A 21,514-nucleotide genomic window follows, 5' to 3' on the forward strand; every position below is an offset into this window, starting at 1 on the left:
CTCAGCCGGCGCTCGTACGGCCGTGCCCCGACGGCCCCTCAGCCGCGGCCCGGTCGGCCTCCCGCGGTGCGGGCCCCCTCCGTTTCCGCGTGGCCGGCCGGCCTCCCGACCGGTCGTGGATCCCGCCGGGCGCGGGCCGACGGGGCCAGTGCGGCCACGGCGAGGATGAGGAGGCCGCAGGCGGCGACGAGGAACCAGCCGGGGCGGGAGGCGCGGGCGAGCTGTGCCGGCGCGGCGCCGGCGATCAGGCTGCCGGCGGCGGCGATGCCGAGGGCCGAGCCCAGCTGGCGGGCGGTGGAGGTGATGCCGCCCGCGACGCCGGCCCGCGCGGGCGGCAGGCCGCTGACAGCCGTGTGGGTGAGGGGCGCGTTGGCGCATCCGAAGCCGATACCGACGAGCAGGTAGGCCAGCGCGGGCCACCGCAGGTCGGTGTGGTCGTCCAGACCCACCAGGCACAGGCCGCCGGCGGTGGTGAAGACCCCGGCGAGCACCAGCGGCGGGCGCGGCCCGAAACGCCCGACGAGCACCCCGGACAGCGGCGCGCACACCGTCGCCGCGACGGCCATCGGGAGCGTCACGACCCCCGCGGCGAGCGGGGTCATGCCCCTCCCGTGCTGCAGGTACAGCGTGTTCAGCAGCAGGGTCGCGCTCAGGGCGACGAACACCGCGACCGCGCCCACGACAGCGGCGGCGAACGGGCGCCGAAGGAACAGCCGGGGGTCCACGAGCGGCTCGGCCCGGCGCGACTCGACCCACCCGAACGCGACCGCGGCGCCGATGACGACGGCGTACCCGGTGAGCGCCAGGGGCGAGCCCCACCCGACGCGCGGTCCCTCGATCAGCACGGCGACCGAGGAGCCGACGACGACGGTCAGCAGCAGCTGACCCGGGCCGTCGAGCCTGCGCGGCCGCTCCGCACGGGACTCCGGGACGAAGAAGGCGGTCAGCGCCAGCGCCACGAGCACCACCGGCACGTTGATCCAGAAGAGCGAGCGCCAGCCGACGGCCGAGACCAGAGCGCCGCCCACCAGCGGCCCGGCGGCCATGCTGACGCCGAACACGGCCGCCCACACGCCGATCGCACGCGCCCGCTCCCTGGGATCGGTCATCACATTGACGACGATCGCCAACGCCACCGGGCTGAGCATCGACGCGCCGACCCCCTGCACCGCCCGGGCCGCGACCAGCACGCCGAAGCCCGGCGCCAGCGCGCACACGACGGACGCGACACCGAACACGACCAGCCCCAGCCGGAACACACGCCGCCGGCCGACGCGGTCGGCCAGCGCGCCGGACGAGATCAGCAGACTCGCCATCACCAGCGTGTACGCGTCGACCGTCCACTCCAGACCGCGGGTCCCGATGTGCAGGCCGGCGCCGATCGAGGGCAGCCCGACGTTCACGATCGTGGTGTCGAGTCCGACCAGGAACAGACTCAGACAGCAGATGGCCAGGACCGTCCAGCGTCCGGACGCGCCGTCGGGGGACTTCACAGGGCGCACGGCGCCCACCGGGCGGACAGCGTGCGTGGGGTTCGGCATGGGTCGCTCCTTCGGGGCGCGTGGGAGCTCGCGGAATCGACTCCGCACGGGCCAGAGCAACACGGTCGGGCCGACGCCCCCCGACCGGACAGCGTTTTTGCAGACACCGCAAAATTCCACCGGACCCCGCGGGACAGCCATGACCTGCGCCGACGCGCCCCGGATCCCGTACCGCACACTGGTGCCCGTGGATGCCGAACTGGAGCAGGTGCTCGCCGCCATCGGGCCTCGACTGCGCTCACTGCGCCGCGACCGCGGGATGACCCTGGAGGCGCTGTCGACGGCGACCGGCATCTCGGTCAGCGGCCTGTCCCGGCTGGAGTCCGGCAGGCGCCGCCCCACCCTCGAACTCCTCATCCCGCTCGCGCGCGCCCACCGCGTCGCGCTCGACCAGCTCATCGCCGCCCCGGCGACCGGCGACCCCCGCGTCCACCTGGCCCCGCTGCGCCACCGCAGGAACAGAAGCGTCCTGGTGCCGCTGACGCAGTACCCGGGCCGCCTCCAGGTCTTCAAACAGGTGATCGCACCCACCCCCCGCAGGCTCGTCACCCACGCCGGCCACGAGTGGCTCTTCGTCCTGGCGGGAGAACTCCTGCTCGTCCTCGGCGAACGCGAACTCACCCTCCGCCCCGGTGAGGTCGCCGAGTTCGACACGGCCGAGCCCCACTGGTTCGGCCCGGCCGACGACCACCCGGTCGAGATCCTGCACATCTTCGGCCCCCGGGGCGACCGGGCCCGGGTACGCGCCCACCCGGCCGGTTCCGGGGCCGACCGAACCGACCCCTGAGCCGACGACAGCTCCCGGGGGCGCTGCCTGACCCGGAAACCCGGAGCCGATGACAGCTCCCGGGGGACGGCCCTCGGACCTGGCGGAAGGAACGCCCGGCGGGGCCGTTCAGCGCAGGACGGCCGCCAGCAGGTCGGTGCCCAGCGCCGTCAGGCCGGGCAGATTCACGGTGTGACGGACGTACCGACCCTGCCGCCGGGCCGTGAGCAGGCCCGCGCGGCGCAGGACGGCGAGGTGGCGGGAGACCTCCGGGGGCGAGAGCTCCCACGTGTGGGCCAGCTCGCCGGTGGTGTGGGGGCCGCGGGCCAGGGTGCGCAGCAGCCGCAGCCGTACCGGATGGGCGAGGGCCTCCAGCCGTAGGGTGACCGTTTCCAGCGACACCGGCTCCGACGGACTCGGCTCGGCCACGGGGTACTGCACCACCGGCTGCCACCCGGGCGCGTGGACCACCACCAGGTGGGGGCTGCCGAAGACACTGGGGATGAAGGTGACCCCGGTGCCGGGGGCGGCGGTCGCCTTGTCCTGCAGCTTGTCCACGATGATGCAGTCGCCGTCCGGCGCCAGGGTGACCGCGCCGGACACCGACGCGAGAGCCGCCCCGACGCCCTGGCGCTTCAGCAGGTCGTTCTTCAGGCGCAGATCCGTGGCGAGCCGCACGGCGACGCCCGCCCAGGCGCCGTCGAAGAACGCCTCGGCGCACTGCTCGAGGGTGTGACGCACCCGCGCCCGCACCGCCGCCGGGTCCGCCAGCAGCCGCTCCGCGAAGGCCTCTTGCCGCGCCCCGCGGGCCTGGGCCAGGTCCAGGGCCCGCTCGCGCGCCGTGGCGTCGGTGAGCGGTGACGGCGCGGCGGCGGGGACGCGGCTGCCGCCGCAGGTGGTGACGAGCGCGGCGGTCACATACGTCTCGTCGTCGATGCGGTCCACGTCGTCCAGTTCCTCGGCGAGGGTCGGCCGAGGCCGGGCGGGGAGCAGGAAGTCGGCCTGCGAGGAACGCCAGAGGAACTCCGCCTCCCGCAACCGCTCGGCCAGCTCCGGCCGCAGCCCCGCCCACACGTCCCCGGCCCAGCCGGCGAGCTGCGGATGATGCCCCGGTTCGGCCAGCACGTGCAGCATCGCGGTCAGCTCGGCCAGCGGGGAGGCGGCGAACCGCAGTCGCCCGGACGGCAGGCCGCCGATGTCGATCCTCAACGTCATCCCCTCAGCATCACGGACCGGGACGGCCGGCGACGGCGTCGGTTGACGGACACCGTCAACCGACGTGCCCGACCCGGCGGGAGACCCCACCGTGTGACGCCATGGCAACCACCACCAGGATCCAGCCCCGCGCCCTCGTCCGGGCCTCCGGAGGCCCCCGCTACGCCGTCGCCCTGACCGTGGACGCGCTCGGCACCGGCCTGCTGCGGCCCTTCCTGCTGCTCTACGGGCTGACGGTGCTGAAGCTGTCCGCGCCGGTCACCGGCACCGCCATGACGGTCGCCGTCGTCGCGGGCCTGGCGTGCATGCCCGCGGTGGGCCGATGGCTGGACCGGGGCGCGCGCAGCACGGTCGTGGCGGCGTCGATGCTGGTCCGGGTGCTGGGCGTGGCGGTGCTGCTGGCCACCCCGGCGGGGCACGTCTGGCTGTTCGCGACGGCGGCCCTCTTCCTCGGCATCGGCAACCAGGCCTGGCCGGCCGCCCATGCGGCTGTCGTGGCCACGGTCGCCCACGGCCGGGAACGCGACGCCGCTCTCGCGGGAGGCCGCGCCCTGCGCAACGCCGGCCTGGGCGTGGGCGCGCTCATCGCCACCGTATGCCTGGCGGGCGGCACCACCGCACTGCGGGCGCTGGCAGCCGTCACCGGGCTCGCCTGTCTCACCGCGGCGGGCCTGGTGTGGTCGGTCCACCTGCACGCGCCTCCGGCCGCTGCCCCGGCCCGGGACGGCGACGACGGGCCCGCACCCCGGATGCGCGCGCTGCTCGCCGCCAACGCGGTCTACGTCTTCTGCCTCAACGTCCCCGAGATCGCGCTGCCTCTCATCCTGGTGACACAGGTGCACGCGTCCCCGGTCTGGTCGGCAGCCGTCTTCGTGGCCAACACGGTGCTGGTGGTCACCCTCCAGGTTCCGGTCACCGTCCTGCTGTCCCGCTTCTCCCGGCGGACCGTGCTGGCCCTCGCCGGCGTGGTGCTCGCCGCGTCCTACCTCGGCTTCCTCGCGGCCACCTCACTGGGACCCGGCCGGGGCGCCCCGGCGGTCGCCCTGGTGTCCGTGGTCTGCACCCTCGGCGAGATCATCTACGCCGGCAGCGCCACCGCGCTCGTCACCCACCTGGCCCCCGCCCACGCCCTGGGCCGCACCCTCGCCCGCTTCGAGCTCTCCACGGGGTTCGGTCTGGCCGTCTCCCCGGCGGTCATCACCGCTCTCGCGCCCCACGGCCCGGCCGCCCTCTGGGGCAGCCTCTCCGCGGCGACACTCCTGTCCGCCGCGGCCGTCGCCACCGAGAAGGACGAGAAGAATCGAGAAACGCGGCCCAGTCGGAGCCCCGAGCCGATCCCGCGGTGACCACTCGAGGCGGGCGGCCCCGCGGACACGGCCGACCTGAACCCCGGCGACGTCAGCCCTCGGCCTTCGCCACGCCGATCGGGCAGGAGACCCCGGTCCCGCCGATACCGCAGTAACCGGCCGGGTTCTTGTCGAGGTACTGCTGGTGATACGCCTCCGCCGGATAGAACGTGCGGTCCTCCGCCGGGAGGATCTCCGTCGTGATCGTGCCGTAGCCCGAACCGGTGAGGACCTGCTGGTAGGCGTCGCGGGAGGAGACGGCGGTGGCTGCCTGGGCGGGTGAGTGGGTGTAGATCGCCGAGCGGTACTGGGTGCCGACGTCGTTGCCCTGGCGGAAGCCCTGGGTGGGGTCGTGGGCCTCCCAGAACGTCTTCAGGAGGGTCGCGTACGAGACCACCTCCGGGTCGAACACCACGCGGACGACCTCCGTGTGGCCGGTCAGACCCGAGCACACCTCCTCGTACGTGGGGTGCTCGGTGTGGCCGCCCTGGTAGCCGACCAGCGTCGTCCACACACCCGCGGGGAGCTGCCAGAACGTGCGCTCGGCGCCCCAGAAGCAGCCCAGGCCGAAGTCGGCGATCTCCAGGCCCTCGGGGTAGGGGCCGAGCAGGGGGTTGCCGAGGACCGTGTGGCGGTCGGGGACGGAGAACGCGGGCTCCGGGCGGCCCCGCAGAGCCTGCTCGGGCGTCGGGAGTTGGGGCGTACGGCTGTGCAGGAACATGCGGACTCCATCTTTGGTCGGGGGCGCACACGTCAACGGGCGCGGACCCCTGTGCATTCCGGGGCCGGGGCTCAGTGCGGGAGCGTCGCCGGATTGCCGCCGTTCGCCTCGTAGCCCGCCACCGCCAGGGCCCGGTACACCGCGAACTCCGCCGCCGGGTCCGGGGACAGCGTCCAGGGCAGCGCGCCCACGTGTCCGTCGACGTGTATCAGCTGGTTCATCGCCTCCGCCCAGCGCTCGGCGCGCACCAGGAAGAAGACGAGCAGATGGCGGACGTGCGCCAGCATCGGGTCGTCGGGGCGGGCGGCATGGACGGCGTAGAGCGCGCCGTGGATCGCCTTCGTCACCACCTCGCTCTGGTAGAAGCCGCTGACGAGGTTCACCTCGGGGAGGTGCTCGAACACCGCGAACAGCGGCATCGCCGCGAGGAGCGAACCCTGGGGCGCGCGCGCCGCCGCGGCCTCCGCGAACGACTTCGCCGTCTCGCGCGAGCCGTGCCACTTCTCGCACCAGTAGTGCAGCGCCGCCAGATGCGCGCCCATGTGCGCCGGCGCCCGGTCCAGGATCTTCAGCCAGAGCTGGTCGAACTCCGCCTGCGAGTAGTTCAGGCCGCGGGCCACCGACAGTTCGACGATGTACGGAATCGGGTCACCGGGGGCGAGCAGCGCCGCCTGGCCGCAGGCGTCCTTCGCCTCCTCCATGATGATCCGGAAGTCGTCCGTGCCCGGCGTCGACGTCCGCCACGCCTGCTGCACCAGGAACTCGGCGTGCACCGCCGCGCCGCCCGGGTCCTTGGGCGCCTCCGTGCGCCACACCCGCAGCCACTGCCCGCCCGGCGTGTCGCTCACCCCGCCCGGCCGCTGCTGCAGCTCCAGCGCCGCGGCACCCGCGAAGGCCTGCACGCGCTGCCAGCGCAGCTCGCCCTCCGTCTCCGTACCGGCCAGCAGTTGCCGCGCGGCCCGGTAGTCCTGGGTGCGCTGCACCACGTCGAGGACGTCCAGCAGGTCCTTGTCGGGGCCGGGCATGCGGATGTCCAGCTCCTCCGTCCGCACGAAGCCGTAGTCCGCCGGGTCCGCGGCGTCCGGGTGGCCCGCCGGGACCTGCTCGATCATGCCGCGCCTGCGACGCAGGAACGGCAACAGCACGAAGCCGAACATGACCAGCGCCATCAGGACCCACAGAATCTCCATGTCTCAAGGGTTCCAGACGCCGCCGACAATTGGCCAACCCCCTCCGCCCGACCTGTGGAAAACCGCCCGGCGCGCTCTCGTGGACGCCTCCGGCGGCAGGCGCCGGCGACCGCCGGACCGCACCTCGTCCTCCGGCGCACTACGCTCGGTGCCCATGAGCGACAGGCACATCAGTCAGCACTTCGAGACCCTGGCGATCCACGCGGGCAACACCGCCGATCCCCTCACCGGCGCGGTCGTCCCGCCGATCTACCAGGTCTCGACCTACAAGCAGGACGGCGTGGGCGGCCTGCGCGGCGGCTACGAGTACAGCCGTAGCGCCAACCCGACCAGGACCGCCCTGGAGGAGAACCTGGCCGCCCTGGAGGGCGGCGTCCGGGGTCTGGCGTTCGCTTCCGGACTGGCGGCGGAGGACTGCCTGTTGCGTACGCTGCTCAGCCCCGGCGACCACGTGGTCATCCCGAACGACGCGTACGGCGGCACGTTCCGGCTGTTCGCGAAGGTCGTCTCCCGGTGGGGTGTGGAGTGGTCGGTCGCCGACACCAGTGACCCGGCCGCCGTACGGGCCGCGATCACCCCGAAGACGAAGGCGGTGTGGGTGGAGACCCCCTCCAACCCGCTCCTCGGCGTCACCGACATCGCCGCCGTGGCCCAGGTCGCCCGGGACGCGGGCGCCCGGCTCGTCGTGGACAACACCTTCGCCACCCCCTACCTGCAGCAGCCGCTGGCGCTCGGCGCCGACATCGTCGTGCACTCGCTGACCAAGTACATGGGCGGTCACTCGGACGTCGTCGGCGGCGCGCTGATCGTGGGCGACCGGGCCCTCGGCGAGGAGCTGGCGTACCACCAGAACGCGATGGGCGCGGTCGCCGGGCCGTTCGACTCCTGGCTGGTGCTGCGCGGCACGAAGACGCTGTCGGTGCGCATGGACCGGCACAGCGAGAACGCCACGAAGATCGCCGACATGCTGACCCGGCACGCGCGCGTGACGCGTGTGCTGTACCCGGGCCTGCCGGACCACCCCGGTCACGAGGTCGCCGCCAAGCAGATGCGGGCGTTCGGCGGCATGGTGTCGTTCCAGGTCGCTGGCGGCGAGGAGGCGGCCGTCGAGGTCTGCAACCGCGCCAGGGTGTTCACCCTCGGGGAGTCCCTCGGCGGTGTCGAGTCCCTGATCGAGCACCCGGGGCGCATGACGCACGCGTCCGCGGCCGGTTCGGCCCTGGAGGTCCCGGCCGACCTGGTGCGTCTCTCCGTCGGCATCGAGAACGTCGACGACCTCCTGGAGGACCTGGAGCTGGCCCTCGGCTAGTCCGCTCCGGCCCGGCTCACCAGTCGGTCAGGGGTGGGGTCGTCTCCGACGGCGGCTCCACCCACGGCTGGGCCGTCGTCGCCCACACGGTGAACGCCACGACGGCCGCGCACAGCAGCAGCCACAGCAGGCGCCGGGCGACCGTCCGCCGCCGCAGCAGGCGACTGCCTCGGCGTACGGCGTCCGCGTGCAGCTCCGGCGGTACCCGCGGCACCGTCCGCTCCATGAGCTGCCGTACGGCGGCCTCCCGCTCGGGCCGGTTCATCGGGACCTCCTCCAGGAGCGCGTCCGGGATCCGCCGAGGTCCCCGGGCGCTCGGCCGGCGTCGGCCGGCCGGCCGGAGGGTCGGGGGGCTTCGCGGGGGTCCCGTCTCATGACGCCGCCGCCTCGGCGCCCACCACCGCCGCCGTCCGCCCCCGCGGCGGACGCAGCAGCGTCGCCGTCGCGCGGTCGCAGAGGGTGTGGACACGTTCCGGCGGGAGATCGAGCAGGCCCGCCACCTGCTCCTCCGCGACGCCCTCGTAGAGCCTGAGGACCAGGACGCAGCGTTCCCGGGGGGTGAGGCGGGCGAGCACGCCGGCGGGGCGGGCACGGGCGCGGACGAGGCCGGCGCCGTACTCGTACCACGCCCGGTGGGCGAAGCGGGTGGCGAGGTGCCGGCGGGCCCGGTCGTAGGGGTCCTCGCCGCGCAGTCGGTCCCAGCACGCGTACGTGTGCGCGAGGGCATGGGTCAGCAGGCGGCGTGCGCGCGGGTTGTCGTCCGGTGCCTCCGCGGTGAGCAGGGTGGCGGTGTGCAGCAGCCGGCCGCCCGCGCCGGCGACGAACGCCTCGAACTCCCGGGCCCGGCGGGCGCCCCGGGCCGCGTGCCGTGCTCCCACCGCGCGCCTCCCGCCTGCCGGCGACCCCCTGGAAACGGATCCCGGACGCACGCGGCGAACGGGGACCCGGTCTCATATGAGGCCAGGGCCGGGCCGTCGGTCAAGAGTCGCGCACGCGCGGGATGCGGGCCCCGCGCGCGGGGCGTCAGGACGCCGGGGCGGGCTCCGCGCCCGGGACGCCCTGGGCGGCCATCCGGGACGACAGCGCGCTGTTGAAGCGGGTGAGGAGCGCGCAGAACGCCTCGCGCTCCTCCGGCGCCCAGTCGTGGGTCAGCTCGGCCATCAACTGACGTCGCGAGGAGCGCACTTCCTCCAGGCGTGACATCCCGCGCGGGGAGAGCTGGAGCACCACGGCCCGCCCGTCCTCGGGGTGCGAGGTGCGCTTGACCAGGCCGGTGTCGACGAGGGGAGCCACCTGCCGGGTGACGGTCGACGAGTCGATGCCCATGCTCGCGGCGAGCGCCTTGACGCCCATGGGACCTTCCTTGTCGAGACGGTTGAGCAGCAGGTACGCGGCGCGGTCCATGGAGTTGCGCACCTGCCCGACGCCGCCGAGCCGGGTCTGTTCGGCACGGCGCGCGAAGACGGCGACCTCGTGCTGCAGCGTGTCGAGAAGACCGGTGTCACCGACGGTCGTCATGTCCATCGACATTTCAGGTGTTGTGGGCATGGCCGGGGGCTCGCTTCATGAAGGGGGTGCTGGGTTGGGGGACAGGGTACGCGGCCGGAAGGCGGGTCGTACGAGGGCTGCGCAAACCAGTCTCGGTGGTTGGTCACAACGGTCGTTCCCGCCTGTGAACTGCGATGCTGGTGTCATGAGCTATGGCACGGCTGACTCCTTGCGGCCCGTCACCCTCGACGACGTGCGCGGCGCCCAGAAGATGCTCTCGGGCGTCGCGCGGATGACCGCGATGGAGGGCAGCAGGCACCTGTCCCAGCTCGTCGGGGCGCCGGTGCACTTCAAGTGCGAGAACCTCCAGCGGACGGGGTCGTTCAAGCTGCGCGGCGCGTATGTGCGGATCGCCGGACTGCTGCCGGAGGAGCGGGCCGCGGGGGTCGTCGCCGCGAGTGCCGGCAACCACGCGCAGGGTGTCGCGCTGGCGTCCTCGCTGCTGGGCGTGCGGTCCACGGTGTTCATGCCGCAGGGCGCCCCGCTGCCGAAGATCAGCGCGACCCGGGAGTACGGCGCCGAGGTGCGCCTGCACGGGCAGGTCGTCGACGAGACGCTGGCCGCGGCGCAGGAGTACGCGGCCGCCACCGGCGCGGTGTTCATCCACCCCTTCGACCACCCGGACGTCATCGCGGGGCAGGGCACGGTCGGCCTGGAGATCCTGGAGCAGTGTCCGGAGGTGCGCACGATCGTCGTGGGGATCGGCGGCGGGGGGCTGGCCGCGGGCATCGCGGTCGCGGTGAAGGAGCTGCGGCCGGACGTGCGGATCGTCGGCGTGCAGGCGGAGGGGGCGGCCGCGTATCCGCTCTCGCTGGCGGCCGGGCGGCCGGTGGCGGTGGAGAACCCGGCGACGATGGCCGACGGCATCAGGGTCGGCCGTCCCGGTGACGTGCCGTTCGGGATCGTCGGCGACCTGGTGGACGAGGTGCGCACGGTGTCGGAGGACGAGCTGTCCACCGCGCTGCTGCTGTGCCTGGAGCGGGCCAAGCTGGTCGTCGAGCCGGCCGGGGCGAGCCCGGTCGCGGCGCTGCTCAGTGAGCCCGGCGCCTTCGAGGGCCCGGTCGTCGCGGTCCTCTCCGGCGGCAACGTGGACCCGGTGCTGATGCAGCGCGTCCTGCGGCACGGCATGGCCGCACAGGGCCGTTATCTGGCCGTGCGTCTGCGTCTGACGGACCGGCCGGGTGCTCTGGCCACGCTTCTCGGGGTGTTGTCGGCGGTCGACGCCAACGTGCTCGACGTGAGCCACGTACGGACCGACCCGCGGCTCGGGCTGACCGAGGCGGAGGTCGAGCTGCACCTGGAGACGAAGGGTCCGGCGCACTGCGCCGAGGTCGGCCAGGCTCTGCGCGAGGCAGGCTACCGGGTCATCGGCTGAGGGTCCGGTGAGGGCCCGGCTGGGGTCTCGAACGGGGTTCTCTACCTGGGGTCTCACGCTGGGTCTCGCTGAGGTCGGGTCCTGTCGCACGACGCTCCGTGTCACTCGTTCGGGGAAGTCCGTTGAGAGACGCGATACATCGCGTTATGGTGTGACTCATGCCACCCCTCGGGCGGAACGAAAAGAGCGAAGCCATCCTTTTAGCAGCATCCCCAACGACGTGGAGACTCATATGCCCGGCGCCATCCATGCCGAAGGCCTGGTGAAGACCTTCGGTGACGTCAAGGCCCTGGACGGCGTCGACCTCGACGTCCCGGAGGGCACGGTCCTCGGCCTGCTCGGACCGAACGGCGCGGGCAAGACCACTACGGTCCGCTGTCTGACCACTCTCCTGCGCCCCGACCGCGGCAGGGCCGTGGTCGCCGGGTTCGACGTGCTCAAGCACCCCAACGAGGTCCGACGCTCGATCGGCCTGTCCGGCCAGTTCGCCGCGGTCGACGAGTACCTGACCGGCCGCGAGAACCTCCGGATGGTCGGTCAGCTCTATCAGATGAAGGCCGGCGCGGCCAAGGCCCGGGCCGCCGAACTGCTCGACCAGTTCGACCTCGCGGAGGCCGCCGACCGCCCCGCGAAGACCTACTCGGGAGGCATGCGGCGCCGCCTCGACCTGGCCGCGGCGCTGGTGGTCTCGCCGCCCGTGATGTTCATGGACGAGCCGACCACCGGCCTCGACCCGCGCAACCGCCAACTGCTGTGGGACGTCATCAAGCGCCTCGTCTCCGGCGGTACGACGCTGCTGCTGACCACGCAGTACCTGGAGGAGGCCGACCACCTTGCGCACGACATCGCGGTCGTCGACCACGGCCGGGTCATCGCCCGCGGCACCTCCGACCAGCTCAAGGCCCGCACCGGTGGCGAGCGCGTGGAAGTCGTGGTGCACGAGCGCGACCACATCGCCACCGCCGCCGAGGTGCTGGCCGGCTTCGGCAAGGGCGACACCACCGTCGAGGAGCACACCCGCAAGCTCACCGTGCCCGTCACGGGCGGGGCGAAGCTCCTCGCCGAGGTGATCCGCGAACTGGACACCCGCGGAATCGAGATCGACGACATCGGCCTGCGCCGCCCCACCCTGGACGACGTCTTCCTCTCGCTCACGGGGCGCGTGGCCGAGAGCAAGGGCGACGAGAACGACGAGAACGACGAGAGCGGCAAGGAGGCCGTGAAATGAGCGCCGTCACCGACGCCGCCCGGAGCGCGGCACCCACCCGCCCGTTCGGGCAGGCCGCCCGGGACTCGCTGGTCGTTGCAAAACGCAACTTGATCAGAATGTCCCGAATTCCGGAAATGGTTATTTTCGGGCTGATTCAGCCCATCATGTTCGTGGTGCTCTTCACCTACGTCTTCGGCGGTTCGATGCAGATCGGCGGCAGCACCAGCGCCACCGACTACAAGAACTTCCTCATGGCGGGGATCTTCGCCCAGACCGTCACCTTCGCCACCGCCGGTGCCGGCGCGGGCATCGCCGACGACATGCACAAGGGCCTCATCGACCGCTTCCGCTCCCTGCCCATGGCCCGGGGCGCGGTGCTCACCGGCCGCACTCTCGCCGACCTCGTGCAGACCGCCCTGACCCTGCTGGTCCTCGCCGTCGTCGCCGTCCTGGTCGGCTGGCGCGTCGGCTCCGACGGTGACACCGACCTCGGGCGCGTCCTGGCCGCCTTCGGTCTGCTGCTCCTGCTGGGCTACGCCTTCACCTGGATCGGCGCCCTGATCGGCCTGTCGGTGCGCACCCCCGAGGCGGCCACCTCCGGCGGGCTGATCTGGCTCTTCCCCGTCACCTTCATCTCGAACGCGTTCGTGGACACCGGCAACATGACGCCCTGGCTGCGCCACATCGCCGAGTGGAACCCGTTCAGCGCCACCGTCCAGGCCTGCCGTGTCCTGTTCGCCAACCCCGGACAGTCACCGTCCGAGGCCTGGCCCATGCAGCACCCGGTCTGGGCCTCACTGATCTACTCGGTGCTGATCATCCTGATATTCCGCACGCTGGCGGTCCGCAAATACCGCTCGGCCACCGCGTGAGACGTACCGCCTGGGGTGACGTACCGCCTGGGACGCGCCGCCTGGGGGATTGTGCCCCGGAGCAGTACCTACCGCCCGGGGGCAGTCCGACCGTCGCCACACCTCGTCGCGCCGGCGCATGGCGAGGCCCCCGGCGCCACGCGGGCGCCGGGGGCCTCCTCGAAGAAGCCGATGCGGCCGGTCAGCCGTTGTAGGGCTCGGCCTTGAGGATGCGCACGGAGGCCTTCTTGCCGTTCGGGAGCTCGTACTCCGCGTCTTCGCCGACCTTGTGGCCGATCACGCCGGAGCCCAGCGGGGACTGCGGCGAGTAGGTCTCGATGTCGGAGCTCGCGTACTCGCGCGAGGCCAGCAGGAAGGTCAGGGTGTCGTCCTCGTCACCGTCGAAGGCGATCGTCACGACCATGCCGGGCGCCACCGCGCCGTCCGCGGACGCCGGGGCCTCGCCGACCTTGGCGTTCTCCAGGAGCTGGGTCAGCTGGCGCACACGGAGCTCCTGCTTGCCCTGCTCCTCCTTGGCCGCGTGGTACCCGCCGTTCTCCCGCAGGTCGCCCTCCTCGCGCGCGGCCGCGATCTTGGCGGCGATCTCCGTGCGCGCAGGACCAGTAAGGTACTCAAGCTCATCCTTGAGCTTGTTGTACGCCTCCTGGGTCAGCCAGGTGACGTTCTCGCTGGTCTGGGTCACAGGGTGCTCCTCGTCGGTACTGGGAATACAAAGCATCGCCCTACCCGGAAGCATGTTCCTCCAGGGACGGGCGAAACCACGAGCCTAACAATTCAACGGCCGAAGGGGGAGGACATAAGCCACCAGAATCACGTCAACCCAGGTCAGGCCGTACGTATTCCGGAGGAACCCGGCCGTGGTGTCAGTCGGCGTGACAGCCGAGCAGCTCCGCCGAGGTGCCCCTGGACGTCGTACGGAGCGTGACCACCTTGTCGATCCGCGTGTCCGAGCCGGAGAAGCGGAAGTCGGCGCGGCCCACCTCGGCGCCGTTCTCGGCCTGGGAGCGGACCGTGCAGTAGCCGCTCGCGCCCGCGTCCTTGCGGACCTCCAGGTGCACCTTCACCGCGTCGTCCGAGACGGAGAAGGCGATCAGCTCGCCGCTGATCTCGTTCTCGCCGACGTAGTGATAGCCGAAGTAGCCCATCAGGGCGAGCAGGCCCGTGCCCAGGACGGCGCCGGCGATCTTGAGCGTACGGTCGGCGCGCTCGTCCGAGGAGCGGCCGTAGCGGCCCTCGGGCCGTCGCGTGCTCGCCGTACTCATGATCGTCCTCTCGACGCCGACGGGACGAACGTCCCAAAAGGGCTTCCGGAGCCTGGCTCCGGAATTATTGGTCCCCCGATTCGGTCACTATAGAAGCCGCCGATCGCGCCCGGTCCCACGGGGGCGCCGACTTACCGAGGATTGAGTCTTGACTGACCAGCTGCGACTGATGGCCGTCCACGCGCACCCCGACGACGAGTCGAGCAAGGGCGCGGCCACCATGGCGAAGTACGTGTCCGAGGGGGTGGACGTGCTGGTCGTGACCTGCACGGGCGGGGAGCGCGGCTCCATCCTCAATCCCAAGCTGCAGGGCGACAAGTACATCGAGGAGCACATCCACGAGGTACGCAAGAAGGAGATGGACGAGGCCCGCGAGATCCTCGGCGTCAAGCAGGAGTGGCTCGGCTTCGTCGACTCCGGCCTCCCCGAGGGCGACCCGCTGCCTCCGCTGCCCGAGGGCTGCTTCGCCCTGGAGGACGTCGACACCGCCGCCGGCGAGCTGGTGAAGCAGATCCGCGCCTTCCGTCCCCAGGTGATCACCACCTACGACGAGAACGGCGGCTACCCGCACCCCGACCACATCATGACCCACAAGATCTCGATGGTGGCCTTCGAGGGCGCGGACGACACCGTGAAGTACCCGGAGGACGAGTTCGGGCCGGCGTACCGGCCGCTGAAGCTCTACTACAACCAGGGCTTCAACCGTCCGCGCACCGAGGCGCTGCACCAGGCGATGCTCGACCGCGGCCTGGAGTCGCCCTACGGGGAGTGGCTCAAGCGCTGGGACGAGTCCGGGCACAAGGACCGCACGCTCACCACGCACGTGCCGTGCGCCGACTTCTACGAGATCCGCGACAAGGCGCTGATCGCGCACGCCACGCAGATCGACCCCGACGGGGGCTGGTTCCGGGTGCCGATGGAGGTCCAGAAGGAGGTCTGGCCGACGGAGGAGTACGAGCTCGCGAAGTCGCGGGTGGACACCTCCCTCCCCGAGGACGACCTCTTCGCGGGCATCCGCGACAATGCCTGATATGAGCGCAAGCGTGAGCCTGGCAGTGACGCAGTTCGCCACCCTCGCCAAGGAGGTGGACGAGGACAAGGTCACCCCGGGTGTCCTCGGCTTCATCGTCTTCGCGGTGATGGCACTGGCCGTGTGGGGCCTGATGAAGTCCATGAACAAGCACATGGGCAAGGTCGACTTCGAGGAGACCCCGGAGGACGCCGCCGACGGGGGCGCGGGTGCCTCCGGCAAGGGCGCCACGGGGAAGGCCTCGCCGGCGAAGGGCTGAGCCCGGCCGCCGAGGCGCGTTGCCCGCGCCCGGCGGTCGTGGAACGGCGGTGCCCGCCGCCCGGCGGTCGTACGGCGGTGTCCGCCCGACCGCGGTGGCTTGAGCGCGAGCCGGCCGGCCGGGCGGACGCCGACGTGGGGGCATGACGTGGCGAGTCCGGGAGTCGGCGCGTGATGCCGGCTTCCCCGCGTGAACGGACGGATTCCACGCACCTCGAGCGCCGTCAGCCACCGCAGCCTCAGCTGTTCCGGCCCACCGGGCCGGCCGGCCTCACCCGCGCGGTGACGGGCGGCCGGCAGATGCGACCCGGCGGCCTTCACCACGGTCGTCGCGGCGCCGACCACCCCGAGGGCCACGCCGGCGCCCGGCGCCGTCCCCGGACCGGTGCCGAGCGCCAGGTCCACGACGGCCGTCGTCACCACCGCGCCCCCCGCCACCAGCAGTGGAGCCCACCGGCGGCCTCCGGCGCATGGCGCTGCCCGAAGCTGAGCCGGCCGGCCTCCGTCTCCGTCCCGGCCCGCGCGTACGCCTCGTACTCCTCGGCGGCGGTCCGCACGATCGTGTGCATCGCGCCCCGGACCCGTGTCATCAGCACCTGCCGGTCGGTACGGCCGCCCGAACGCCGTACCCCTTTCTCCACGGCCCGTACCACAGCTCCTCGGCTTCCGCCCGATGGCTGTCCCGCATATCCCTTCCCCCCTCCGGCGGTGCGGCGCGGGGGCGCACGGGCGCGAGAGTGCGAACGCGGTCCCCTCACCGGGCGCGCCGGCGGACGGAAGACGCCTGACGCGAGCCGGGCGGGCCGGGGCGGGAGACGCCTGACGCGTGTCGGGGTGGGTACTGCGGCAGGATGGACTCCATGGCGAACCGACTGGCCCATGAGACCTCCCCCTACCTCCTCCAGCACGCCGACAACCCGGTCGACTGGTGGCCCTGGTCGGCGGAGGCGTTCGAGGAGGCGCGCAGGCGGGGGGTGCCGGTGCTGCTGAGCGTCGGCTACTCGAGCTGCCACTGGTGCCATGTCATGGCCCACGAGTCCTTCGAGGACCGGGCGACCGCCGACTACCTCAACGAGCACTTCCTGAGCGTGAAGGTCGACCGCGAGGAACGCCCCGACGTCGACGCCGTCTACATGGAGGCCGTCCAGGCCGCCACCGGACAGGGCGGCTGGCCGATGACCGTGTTCCTCACGCCGGACGCCGAGCCCTTCTACTTCGGGACGTACTTCCCGCCCGCCCCGCGCCACGGCATGCCCTCCTTCCGGCAGGTGCTGGAGGGCGTCCACCAGGCCTGGACGGACCGCCGGGAGGAGGTCGCCGAGGTCGCCGGGAAGATCGTGCGGGACCTGGCGGGGCGGGAGATCTCGTACGGGGACAGCCTGGCGCCCGGGGAGGAGCAGCTGGGGCAGGCGCTGCTCGGGCTGACCCGCGAGTACGACCCGCAGCGCGGCGGGTTCGGCGGGGCGCCGAAGTTCCCGCCGTCCATGGTGATCGAGTTCCTGCTGCGGCACCACGCGCGGACCGGGGCCGAGGGCGCGCTGGAGATGGCGCGGGACACGTGTGAGCGGATGGCCCGGGGCGGGATCTACGACCAGCTCGGGGGCGGCTTCGCGCGGTACTCGGTGGACCGGGACTGGGTGGTGCCGCACTTCGAGAAGATGCTGTACGACAACGCGCTGCTGTGCCGGGTGTACGCCCACCTGTGGCGGTCCACGGGGTCCGAGCTCGCCCGGCGGGTGGCGTTGGAGACCGCCGACTTCATGGTGCGCGAACTGCGCACCGCCGAGGGCGGGTTCGCCTCGGCGCTCGACGCCGACAGCGACGACGGGACCGGCAGGCACGTCGAGGGCGCGTACTACGTCTGGACGCCGGAGCAGCTCACCGAGGTGCTCGGCGCCGAGGACGCGCAGATCGCCGCCCACTACTTCGGCGTCACCGAGGAGGGCACCTTCGAGGAGGGCGCCTCCGTCCTCCAGCTCCCGCAGCACGAGGGTGTCTTCGACGCCGAGAGGATCGCGTCGGTCAAGCGGCGGCTGTTCCAGGCGCGGGCGTCCCGTCCCGCCCCCGGACGGGACGACAAGGTCGTCGCGGCCTGGAACGGGCTCGCGATCGCCGCGCTCGCCGAGACCGGCGCCTACTTCGGCCGCCCCGACCTGGTCGAGGCGGCCCTCGCCGCCGCCGACCTCCTCGTCCGGCTGCACCTCGACGACCAGGCACGGCTCGCCCGCACCAGCAAGGACGGGCAGATCGGGGCCAACGCCGGGGTGCTGGAGGACTACGCCGACGTGGCGGAGGGCTTCCTCGCGCTCGCCTCCGTGACGGGCGAGGGGGTGTGGCTGGAGTTCTCGGGCTTCCTCCTCGACCACGTCCTGGCCCGCTTCACCGACCCCGGCTCCGGTGCCCTCTACGACACCGCCGCCGACGCCGAACAGCTCATCCGCCGGCCCCAGGACCCGACCGACAACGCGACGCCCTCCGGGTGGTCGGCGGCGGCCGGGGCGCTGCTCTCGTATGCCGCCCACACCGGCTCCGAACCCCACCGCACCGCCGCCGAACGGGCGTTGGGCGTGGTGAAGGCGCTGGGACCGCGGGTGCCGCGGTTCATCGGCTGGGGTCTCGCCGTCGCCGAGGCGCTGCTCGACGGGCCGCGCGAGGTGGCGGTGGCCGGGCCTTCCGTCGACGACACCGCCACCGGGGAACTGCACCGCACCGCCCTGCTGGCGCCCGCGCCGGGCGCGGTGGTGGCCTGCGGCACGCCGGACAGCGACGAGTTCCCGCTGCTCGCCGACCGCGTGCTGGTCGGCGGCGCGCCGACGGCGTACGTCTGCCGGGGCTTCGTGTGCGACATGCCGGTGACGGACGCGGCGGGGCTGAGGGAGAAGCTCACGCCCTGAGCGGCGGGTCACGGTGGGCGGGCCGACGGGGCCCGGGGCGCGGTGGCGCCCCGGGCCCCGTGGAGGGTACGTCAGCCCAGCGGGTCCGGTACCGGGTCCGGCACCGGCTCCGGGGTGACCCGGGCGGTCGGCGGACGGTGCTTGCGCAGGCGGCCGTAGAGCCACCGGTCGACGACCAGGAAGCGGGCCGTGAAGACGATCGCCATGGCGAGGGCCGTGGCGGGGAGGGCGGTCATCCCGCCGACACCGATGAGGAGCGCGCCCAGCGGGATGCGGGCGATCAGGTCGGCGTTGCCGACGGCCGCGAACGACAGCAGGCGGGTGCCGCGCCGGCGGTGGCCGCGTTGGTTGCGGTAGACGAAGGAGTCGATCAGGGCGAAGTTCCACAGGAGGCCGGCCTGGTTGGCGATGATCTCCGCCGGGGCGTAGTGGAGGCCGGGGGCCCAGCTGGTGAGCAGCCACAGCAGGGCCAGGTTCGGGACGAAGCCCGACAGGCCGATCAGGCCGAAGACGACCGCCCGGGCGCGGGGGTCGGCGGTGCGCAGGGTGATCAGGTGGCGCAGGAAGCGCATGCCCTCGCGGGCCGTGGACTTGGACTCGCCGGCGTGGCGCTCGCCGAAGGCGTACGGGACCTCGGCGATGCCGTGGGGCCGGCACCGTACCGCCAGTTCGAGCAGGATCTTGTAGCCGAGCGGCTGGAGGCCCTCGTCCTCGGTGGAGGCGCGGTCGACCGCTGTGCGGCGGATGGCGAAGAAGCCGCTCATCGGGTCGGTGAGCCCGCTCAGGGCGCGGGGGAAGAGCGACTTGGTGACCAGCGTGGAGGTGCTGGAGACCAGCTTGCGGTAGCCGCCGTCCAGGCCGCTGCGGTCGCCGCCGGCCGCGTAACGGCTGGCCACGACCAGTTCGGCGCCGGTGGTCTCGCCCCGGGCGATCAGTTCGGGGATGAGTTCCGGCGGGTGCTGGAGGTCGGCGTCGATGACGACGATCCACGGGGCCGAGGCCCGGGACATGCCCTCGACCACCGCACCGCCCAACCCGCCCACGGGGACCGGACGGTGGTGCAGGATCACCGGGACCGGGCTGAACCGCGCCGCCTCCTCGATGACCTCGCAGGTGTGGTCGGTTGAGTCGTCGGCGAAGACGACCTCCGCGCGGGTCCCGGCGGGGATCGCGGCGCAGACCCGGGCGAGCAGCTCGGGGATGTTGTCGGCCTCGTTGAAGGTCGGGACGACGACGGACACATCGGCCGGCAGCGCCGTCACCGTACCTCCTGGGGCTGGGGGGTCTGGACCGGCAGGTGGGCGCCGACGTGGGAGGTCAGCTCCCAGTCGCGGCGCCCGGTGTACTCGCGCCACACGGCGCGCAGCGCGGCGGCCGCGAGGATCACGGCGTAGACGGGGCCGCCGAGGATGAGCTTGGCGTAGTGCCCGAAGCCGATGCGGAAGCCGTACTCGCGGCCGAAGTCGTGCAGGGCGACCGCCTCGAAGACGATCATCGCGGCCATCGGCAGCATGGGCAGCCAGGCGAACATCGAGAACGGCAGTGGGACGCCGCCGATGACGGCGAAGAGGATGCCCAGCGGGATCATCACACCGGTCGCGGCCTGCACGAAGGGGGTGCTGAGGGTGTAGCGGGCGAGCATCCGCTGGCCGAAGCCGGGCAGCCGGCGCCACTCTCCCTTGCGCAGGACCTGAAGGAAGCCCTGGTTCCAGCGGGTGCGCTGCTTGTAGAGCGCCTTGACGGAGTCCGGCGTCTCCTCGCGGGTGACGAGCGCGGAGTGGTAGGCGACGACGACCTTGGCGCCGCCGCTGGACAGCCGGACGCCCAGGTCGCAGTCCTCGGCGAGGCAGTCGCCGTCCCAGCCGCCGGTCTCCCGCAGCAGCGCGGACCGGACGAAGACGGTGTTGCCGCCGAGCGGGATGAACCCCTTGCGGGCGTGCAGGTGCAGCCGGCTGCGGAACCAGAAGAAGTACTCCAGGCAGTTGCGCAGGCTGTACCAGCTGCTCTGGTAGTTGATGAGCTGGACGCCGCCCTGGACGACGTCGGCGTTCTCGCGCCGGAAGGCGAAGTCGACGTGACTGAGCAGCTCCGGGTGGACGACGTCCTCGGCGTCGAAGACCCCGATGATCTCACCGCGGGCGTGCGGCAGCGCGGTGTTGAGGGCGCGGGGCTTGTTCTTCCTGGCGTGGGTGTCGACCACCGTGCGCACCGTGCCGGGGTGCTCTGCGGCGAGTTCGTCGGCGATGGCGGCGGTCCCGGGGTCGTCGTGACCGACGATCAGCAGGATCTCGAAGTCCGGGTGGTCGATGCGCAGCATCTGCTCGACCGTGTGCCGTAGGACGGCCTCCTCGTGCCGGGCCGGGACGAGGAGCGAGAAGGACAGGTCCGCTCTGCCGTCGGGTGTGGCGAAGGCCGTCGACTCCAGTGTCTCCGGGGTGCGCCAGGCGTGCAGCATCCACCACAGGGTCACGCCGGCGGCGGCCATGAGAATGATCGAATCGATGAAAAGAATGGCGGAGACCACGAATTCCCCCCTCGGTTTTTCTTGGTCATCCTTGATGTGAACGGTGATTCAACTCGGGTGTGCGCGGAATGTCCTCGTCCGTCTGCGGCCCCCCGGCCGACGGGACTTCCAGAAGTGCTCGTGATCATTGACAACCCTTGGTGGCGGGCCGGTTCCCAGCCGGTTCCCCGGAGTTTTCGCGCATGATCGATGCAGGTCCACGAGCAAAGTAGGGCCGAAGTTAGCAGGTTCGGCATTTCCCTCGCAATGTGGCCTCGCCGTGGTGATCGCCGCCGCAAGCGGAGTCACAGGTTCTGCTTATGTGAGGTCCGGAGGTGTGCCATGATGCTCCGGCATGCCTGATTCCGGGGGGTTTCAAGGGGGAGTCCCACGGCTGTCATCAGGCCCAGAAGTGGGTGGGGGGATTCCGCATGGGGACCGCAATACCGCACACACGTGCGCGTGATGCGTCCG

20 protein-coding genes and 1 pseudogene are annotated in these 21,514 nt (G+C 72.4%); 9 read left to right on the forward strand and 12 right to left on the reverse strand.

What is annotated here, in order from left to right; all coding sequences use genetic code 11:
* Positions 1-38: 38 nt before the first annotated feature.
* Positions 39-1,541, reverse strand: a complete 1,503-nt coding sequence (locus ACIBBD_RS13645) for an MFS transporter (protein WP_399419541.1) — start codon at positions 1,539-1,541, stop codon at positions 39-41.
* A gap of 139 nt (positions 1,542-1,680) precedes the next feature.
* Here ACIBBD_RS13645 and ACIBBD_RS13650 point away from each other — a divergent pair, with 139 nt between their 5' ends.
* Positions 1,681-2,328 (forward strand): helix-turn-helix domain-containing protein, encoded by a 648-nt coding sequence (locus ACIBBD_RS13650; protein WP_399419542.1) that lies wholly within the window; start codon positions 1,681-1,683, stop codon positions 2,326-2,328.
* A 108-nt stretch (positions 2,329-2,436) separates the two neighbouring features.
* Here ACIBBD_RS13650 and ACIBBD_RS13655 read toward each other — a convergent pair whose 3' ends face one another.
* A complete protein-coding gene (locus tag ACIBBD_RS13655) occupies positions 2,437-3,522 on the reverse strand; it encodes a DUF5937 family protein (RefSeq protein ID WP_399419543.1) in 1,086 nt (361 codons plus the stop codon).
* A gap of 101 nt (positions 3,523-3,623) precedes the next feature.
* Between ACIBBD_RS13655 and ACIBBD_RS13660 the strand changes: the two genes are divergently transcribed.
* Entirely contained in the window at positions 3,624-4,868 is a 1,245-nt protein-coding gene (locus tag ACIBBD_RS13660) for an MFS transporter (protein WP_399419544.1), read from the forward strand.
* 52 nt (positions 4,869-4,920) lie between these two features.
* Here the strand turns inward: ACIBBD_RS13660 and msrA are convergent, their stop codons facing one another.
* Together msrA and ACIBBD_RS13670 are read right to left on the reverse strand one after the other, a co-directional pair.
* The gene (msrA, locus tag ACIBBD_RS13665; RefSeq protein ID WP_399419545.1) at positions 4,921-5,589 is read right to left on the reverse strand and encodes a peptide-methionine (S)-S-oxide reductase MsrA; all 669 of its coding nucleotides are present in this window, start codon (positions 5,587-5,589) and stop codon (positions 4,921-4,923) included.
* 71 nt (positions 5,590-5,660) lie between these two features.
* A complete protein-coding gene (locus ACIBBD_RS13670; protein WP_399419546.1) occupies positions 5,661-6,779 on the reverse strand; it encodes a hypothetical protein in 1,119 nt (372 codons plus the stop codon).
* 154 nt (positions 6,780-6,933) lie between these two features.
* Between ACIBBD_RS13670 and ACIBBD_RS13675 the strand changes: the two genes are divergently transcribed.
* Complete coding sequence (locus ACIBBD_RS13675) at positions 6,934-8,088, forward strand: cystathionine gamma-synthase (protein WP_399419547.1); 1,155 nt, start codon at positions 6,934-6,936, stop codon at positions 8,086-8,088.
* Positions 8,089-8,104: 16 nt separating this feature from the next.
* Here ACIBBD_RS13675 and ACIBBD_RS13680 read toward each other — a convergent pair whose 3' ends face one another.
* The 3 genes from ACIBBD_RS13680 to ACIBBD_RS13690 form a co-directional block, all read right to left on the reverse strand.
* Positions 8,105-8,353, reverse strand: a complete 249-nt coding sequence (locus tag ACIBBD_RS13680; protein ID WP_399419548.1) for a hypothetical protein — start codon at positions 8,351-8,353, stop codon at positions 8,105-8,107.
* A 106-nt stretch (positions 8,354-8,459) separates the two neighbouring features.
* Positions 8,460-8,966 carry a sigma factor-like helix-turn-helix DNA-binding protein gene (locus ACIBBD_RS13685; protein WP_399419549.1) on the reverse strand — a complete coding sequence of 169 codons (507 nt, stop codon included), beginning with the start codon at positions 8,964-8,966 and terminating at the stop codon, positions 8,460-8,462.
* 145 nt (positions 8,967-9,111) lie between these two features.
* Positions 9,112-9,618: a MarR family winged helix-turn-helix transcriptional regulator gene (locus ACIBBD_RS13690; protein WP_399419550.1), complete on the reverse strand. Its 507-nt coding sequence runs from the start codon at positions 9,616-9,618 to the stop codon at positions 9,112-9,114.
* Positions 9,619-9,781: 163 nt separating this feature from the next.
* Here ACIBBD_RS13690 and ilvA point away from each other — a divergent pair, with 163 nt between their 5' ends.
* From ilvA to ACIBBD_RS13705, 3 genes are all read left to right on the forward strand, one after another.
* Positions 9,782-11,011 (forward strand): threonine ammonia-lyase, encoded by a 1,230-nt coding sequence (ilvA, locus tag ACIBBD_RS13695; RefSeq protein WP_399419551.1) that lies wholly within the window; start codon positions 9,782-9,784, stop codon positions 11,009-11,011.
* A gap of 232 nt (positions 11,012-11,243) precedes the next feature.
* Complete coding sequence (locus ACIBBD_RS13700; RefSeq protein ID WP_399419552.1) at positions 11,244-12,239, forward strand: ATP-binding cassette domain-containing protein; 996 nt, start codon at positions 11,244-11,246, stop codon at positions 12,237-12,239.
* Complete coding sequence (locus ACIBBD_RS13705; protein WP_399419553.1) at positions 12,236-13,093, forward strand: ABC transporter permease; 858 nt, start codon at positions 12,236-12,238, stop codon at positions 13,091-13,093. The genes ACIBBD_RS13700 and ACIBBD_RS13705 overlap by 4 nt, the downstream gene beginning before the upstream one ends.
* A 181-nt stretch (positions 13,094-13,274) precedes the next feature.
* Here the strand turns inward: ACIBBD_RS13705 and greA are convergent, their stop codons facing one another.
* Both greA and ACIBBD_RS13715 read right to left on the reverse strand, forming a co-directional pair.
* On the reverse strand, positions 13,275-13,775 hold the full coding sequence (gene greA, locus ACIBBD_RS13710) for a transcription elongation factor GreA (protein ID WP_399419554.1): 501 nt from the start codon (positions 13,773-13,775) through the stop codon (positions 13,275-13,277).
* A gap of 181 nt (positions 13,776-13,956) precedes the next feature.
* Positions 13,957-14,355, reverse strand: coding sequence for a DUF4307 domain-containing protein (locus ACIBBD_RS13715; protein ID WP_399419555.1), 399 nt, complete (start codon positions 14,353-14,355; stop codon positions 13,957-13,959).
* 169 nt (positions 14,356-14,524) lie between these two features.
* Here ACIBBD_RS13715 and mca point away from each other — a divergent pair, with 169 nt between their 5' ends.
* Positions 14,525-15,385 carry a mycothiol conjugate amidase Mca gene (gene mca / locus ACIBBD_RS13720; protein WP_399419811.1) on the forward strand — a complete coding sequence of 287 codons (861 nt, stop codon included), beginning with the start codon at positions 14,525-14,527 and terminating at the stop codon, positions 15,383-15,385.
* A complete protein-coding gene (locus tag ACIBBD_RS13725) occupies positions 15,378-15,644 on the forward strand; it encodes a hypothetical protein (protein ID WP_399419556.1) in 267 nt (88 codons plus the stop codon). The genes mca and ACIBBD_RS13725 overlap by 8 nt, the downstream gene beginning before the upstream one ends.
* A gap of 184 nt (positions 15,645-15,828) precedes the next feature.
* Here ACIBBD_RS13725 and ACIBBD_RS13730 read toward each other — a convergent pair.
* A pseudogene (locus tag ACIBBD_RS13730) lies at positions 15,829-16,331 on the reverse strand (hypothetical protein); the annotation flags it as partial.
* Positions 16,332-16,503: 172 nt separating this feature from the next.
* On the opposite strand from ACIBBD_RS13730, the gene ACIBBD_RS13735 reads away from it, so the two are divergent.
* Entirely contained in the window at positions 16,504-18,537 is a 2,034-nt protein-coding gene (locus ACIBBD_RS13735) for a thioredoxin domain-containing protein (RefSeq protein WP_399419557.1), read from the forward strand.
* Positions 18,538-18,608: 71 nt separating this feature from the next.
* Here ACIBBD_RS13735 and ACIBBD_RS13740 read toward each other — a convergent pair whose 3' ends face one another.
* A complete protein-coding gene (locus ACIBBD_RS13740) occupies positions 18,609-19,799 on the reverse strand; it encodes a glycosyltransferase (RefSeq protein WP_399419558.1) in 1,191 nt (396 codons plus the stop codon).
* Complete coding sequence (locus ACIBBD_RS13745) at positions 19,796-21,022, reverse strand: glycosyltransferase (protein WP_399419559.1); 1,227 nt, start codon at positions 21,020-21,022, stop codon at positions 19,796-19,798. The genes ACIBBD_RS13740 and ACIBBD_RS13745 overlap by 4 nt, the downstream gene beginning before the upstream one ends.
* Between the last annotated feature and the right edge of the window lie 492 nt (positions 21,023-21,514).

The sequence above is a fragment of the Streptomyces sp. NPDC051315 genome, assembly GCF_044455165.1.
Taxonomy (GTDB): Bacteria; Actinomycetota; Actinomycetes; order Streptomycetales; family Streptomycetaceae; genus Streptomyces.

Excerpts from the sequence above, each read along its gene's own strand:
- ACIBBD_RS13655 (WP_399419543.1), bottom strand. The coding sequence starts at position 3,522 with ATGACGTTGAGGATCGACATCGGCGGCCTGCCGTCCGGGCGACTGCGG.
- mca (WP_399419811.1), top strand. The coding sequence starts at position 14,525 with ATGGCCGTCCACGCGCACCCCGACGACGAGTCGAGCAAGGGCGCGGCC.
- ACIBBD_RS13650 (WP_399419542.1), top strand. The coding sequence starts at position 1,681 with ATGACCTGCGCCGACGCGCCCCGGATCCCGTACCGCACACTGGTGCCC.
- ACIBBD_RS13715 (WP_399419555.1), bottom strand. The coding sequence starts at position 14,355 with ATGAGTACGGCGAGCACGCGACGGCCCGAGGGCCGCTACGGCCGCTCC.
- ACIBBD_RS13705 (WP_399419553.1), top strand. The coding sequence starts at position 12,236 with ATGAGCGCCGTCACCGACGCCGCCCGGAGCGCGGCACCCACCCGCCCG.
- ACIBBD_RS13700 (WP_399419552.1), top strand. The coding sequence starts at position 11,244 with ATGCCCGGCGCCATCCATGCCGAAGGCCTGGTGAAGACCTTCGGTGAC.
- ACIBBD_RS13725 (WP_399419556.1), top strand. The coding sequence starts at position 15,378 with ATGCCTGATATGAGCGCAAGCGTGAGCCTGGCAGTGACGCAGTTCGCC.
- msrA (WP_399419545.1), bottom strand. The coding sequence starts at position 5,589 with ATGTTCCTGCACAGCCGTACGCCCCAACTCCCGACGCCCGAGCAGGCT.
- ACIBBD_RS13690 (WP_399419550.1), bottom strand. The coding sequence starts at position 9,618 with ATGTCGATGGACATGACGACCGTCGGTGACACCGGTCTTCTCGACACG.
- ACIBBD_RS13735 (WP_399419557.1), top strand. The coding sequence starts at position 16,504 with ATGGCGAACCGACTGGCCCATGAGACCTCCCCCTACCTCCTCCAGCAC.
- ilvA (WP_399419551.1), top strand. The coding sequence starts at position 9,782 with ATGAGCTATGGCACGGCTGACTCCTTGCGGCCCGTCACCCTCGACGAC.
- ACIBBD_RS13745 (WP_399419559.1), bottom strand. The coding sequence starts at position 21,022 with ATGGCCGCCGCCGGCGTGACCCTGTGGTGGATGCTGCACGCCTGGCGC.
- ACIBBD_RS13660 (WP_399419544.1), top strand. The coding sequence starts at position 3,624 with ATGGCAACCACCACCAGGATCCAGCCCCGCGCCCTCGTCCGGGCCTCC.
- ACIBBD_RS13670 (WP_399419546.1), bottom strand. The coding sequence starts at position 6,779 with ATGGAGATTCTGTGGGTCCTGATGGCGCTGGTCATGTTCGGCTTCGTG.
- ACIBBD_RS13645 (WP_399419541.1), bottom strand. The coding sequence starts at position 1,541 with ATGCCGAACCCCACGCACGCTGTCCGCCCGGTGGGCGCCGTGCGCCCT.
- ACIBBD_RS13675 (WP_399419547.1), top strand. The coding sequence starts at position 6,934 with ATGAGCGACAGGCACATCAGTCAGCACTTCGAGACCCTGGCGATCCAC.
- ACIBBD_RS13680 (WP_399419548.1), bottom strand. The coding sequence starts at position 8,353 with ATGAACCGGCCCGAGCGGGAGGCCGCCGTACGGCAGCTCATGGAGCGG.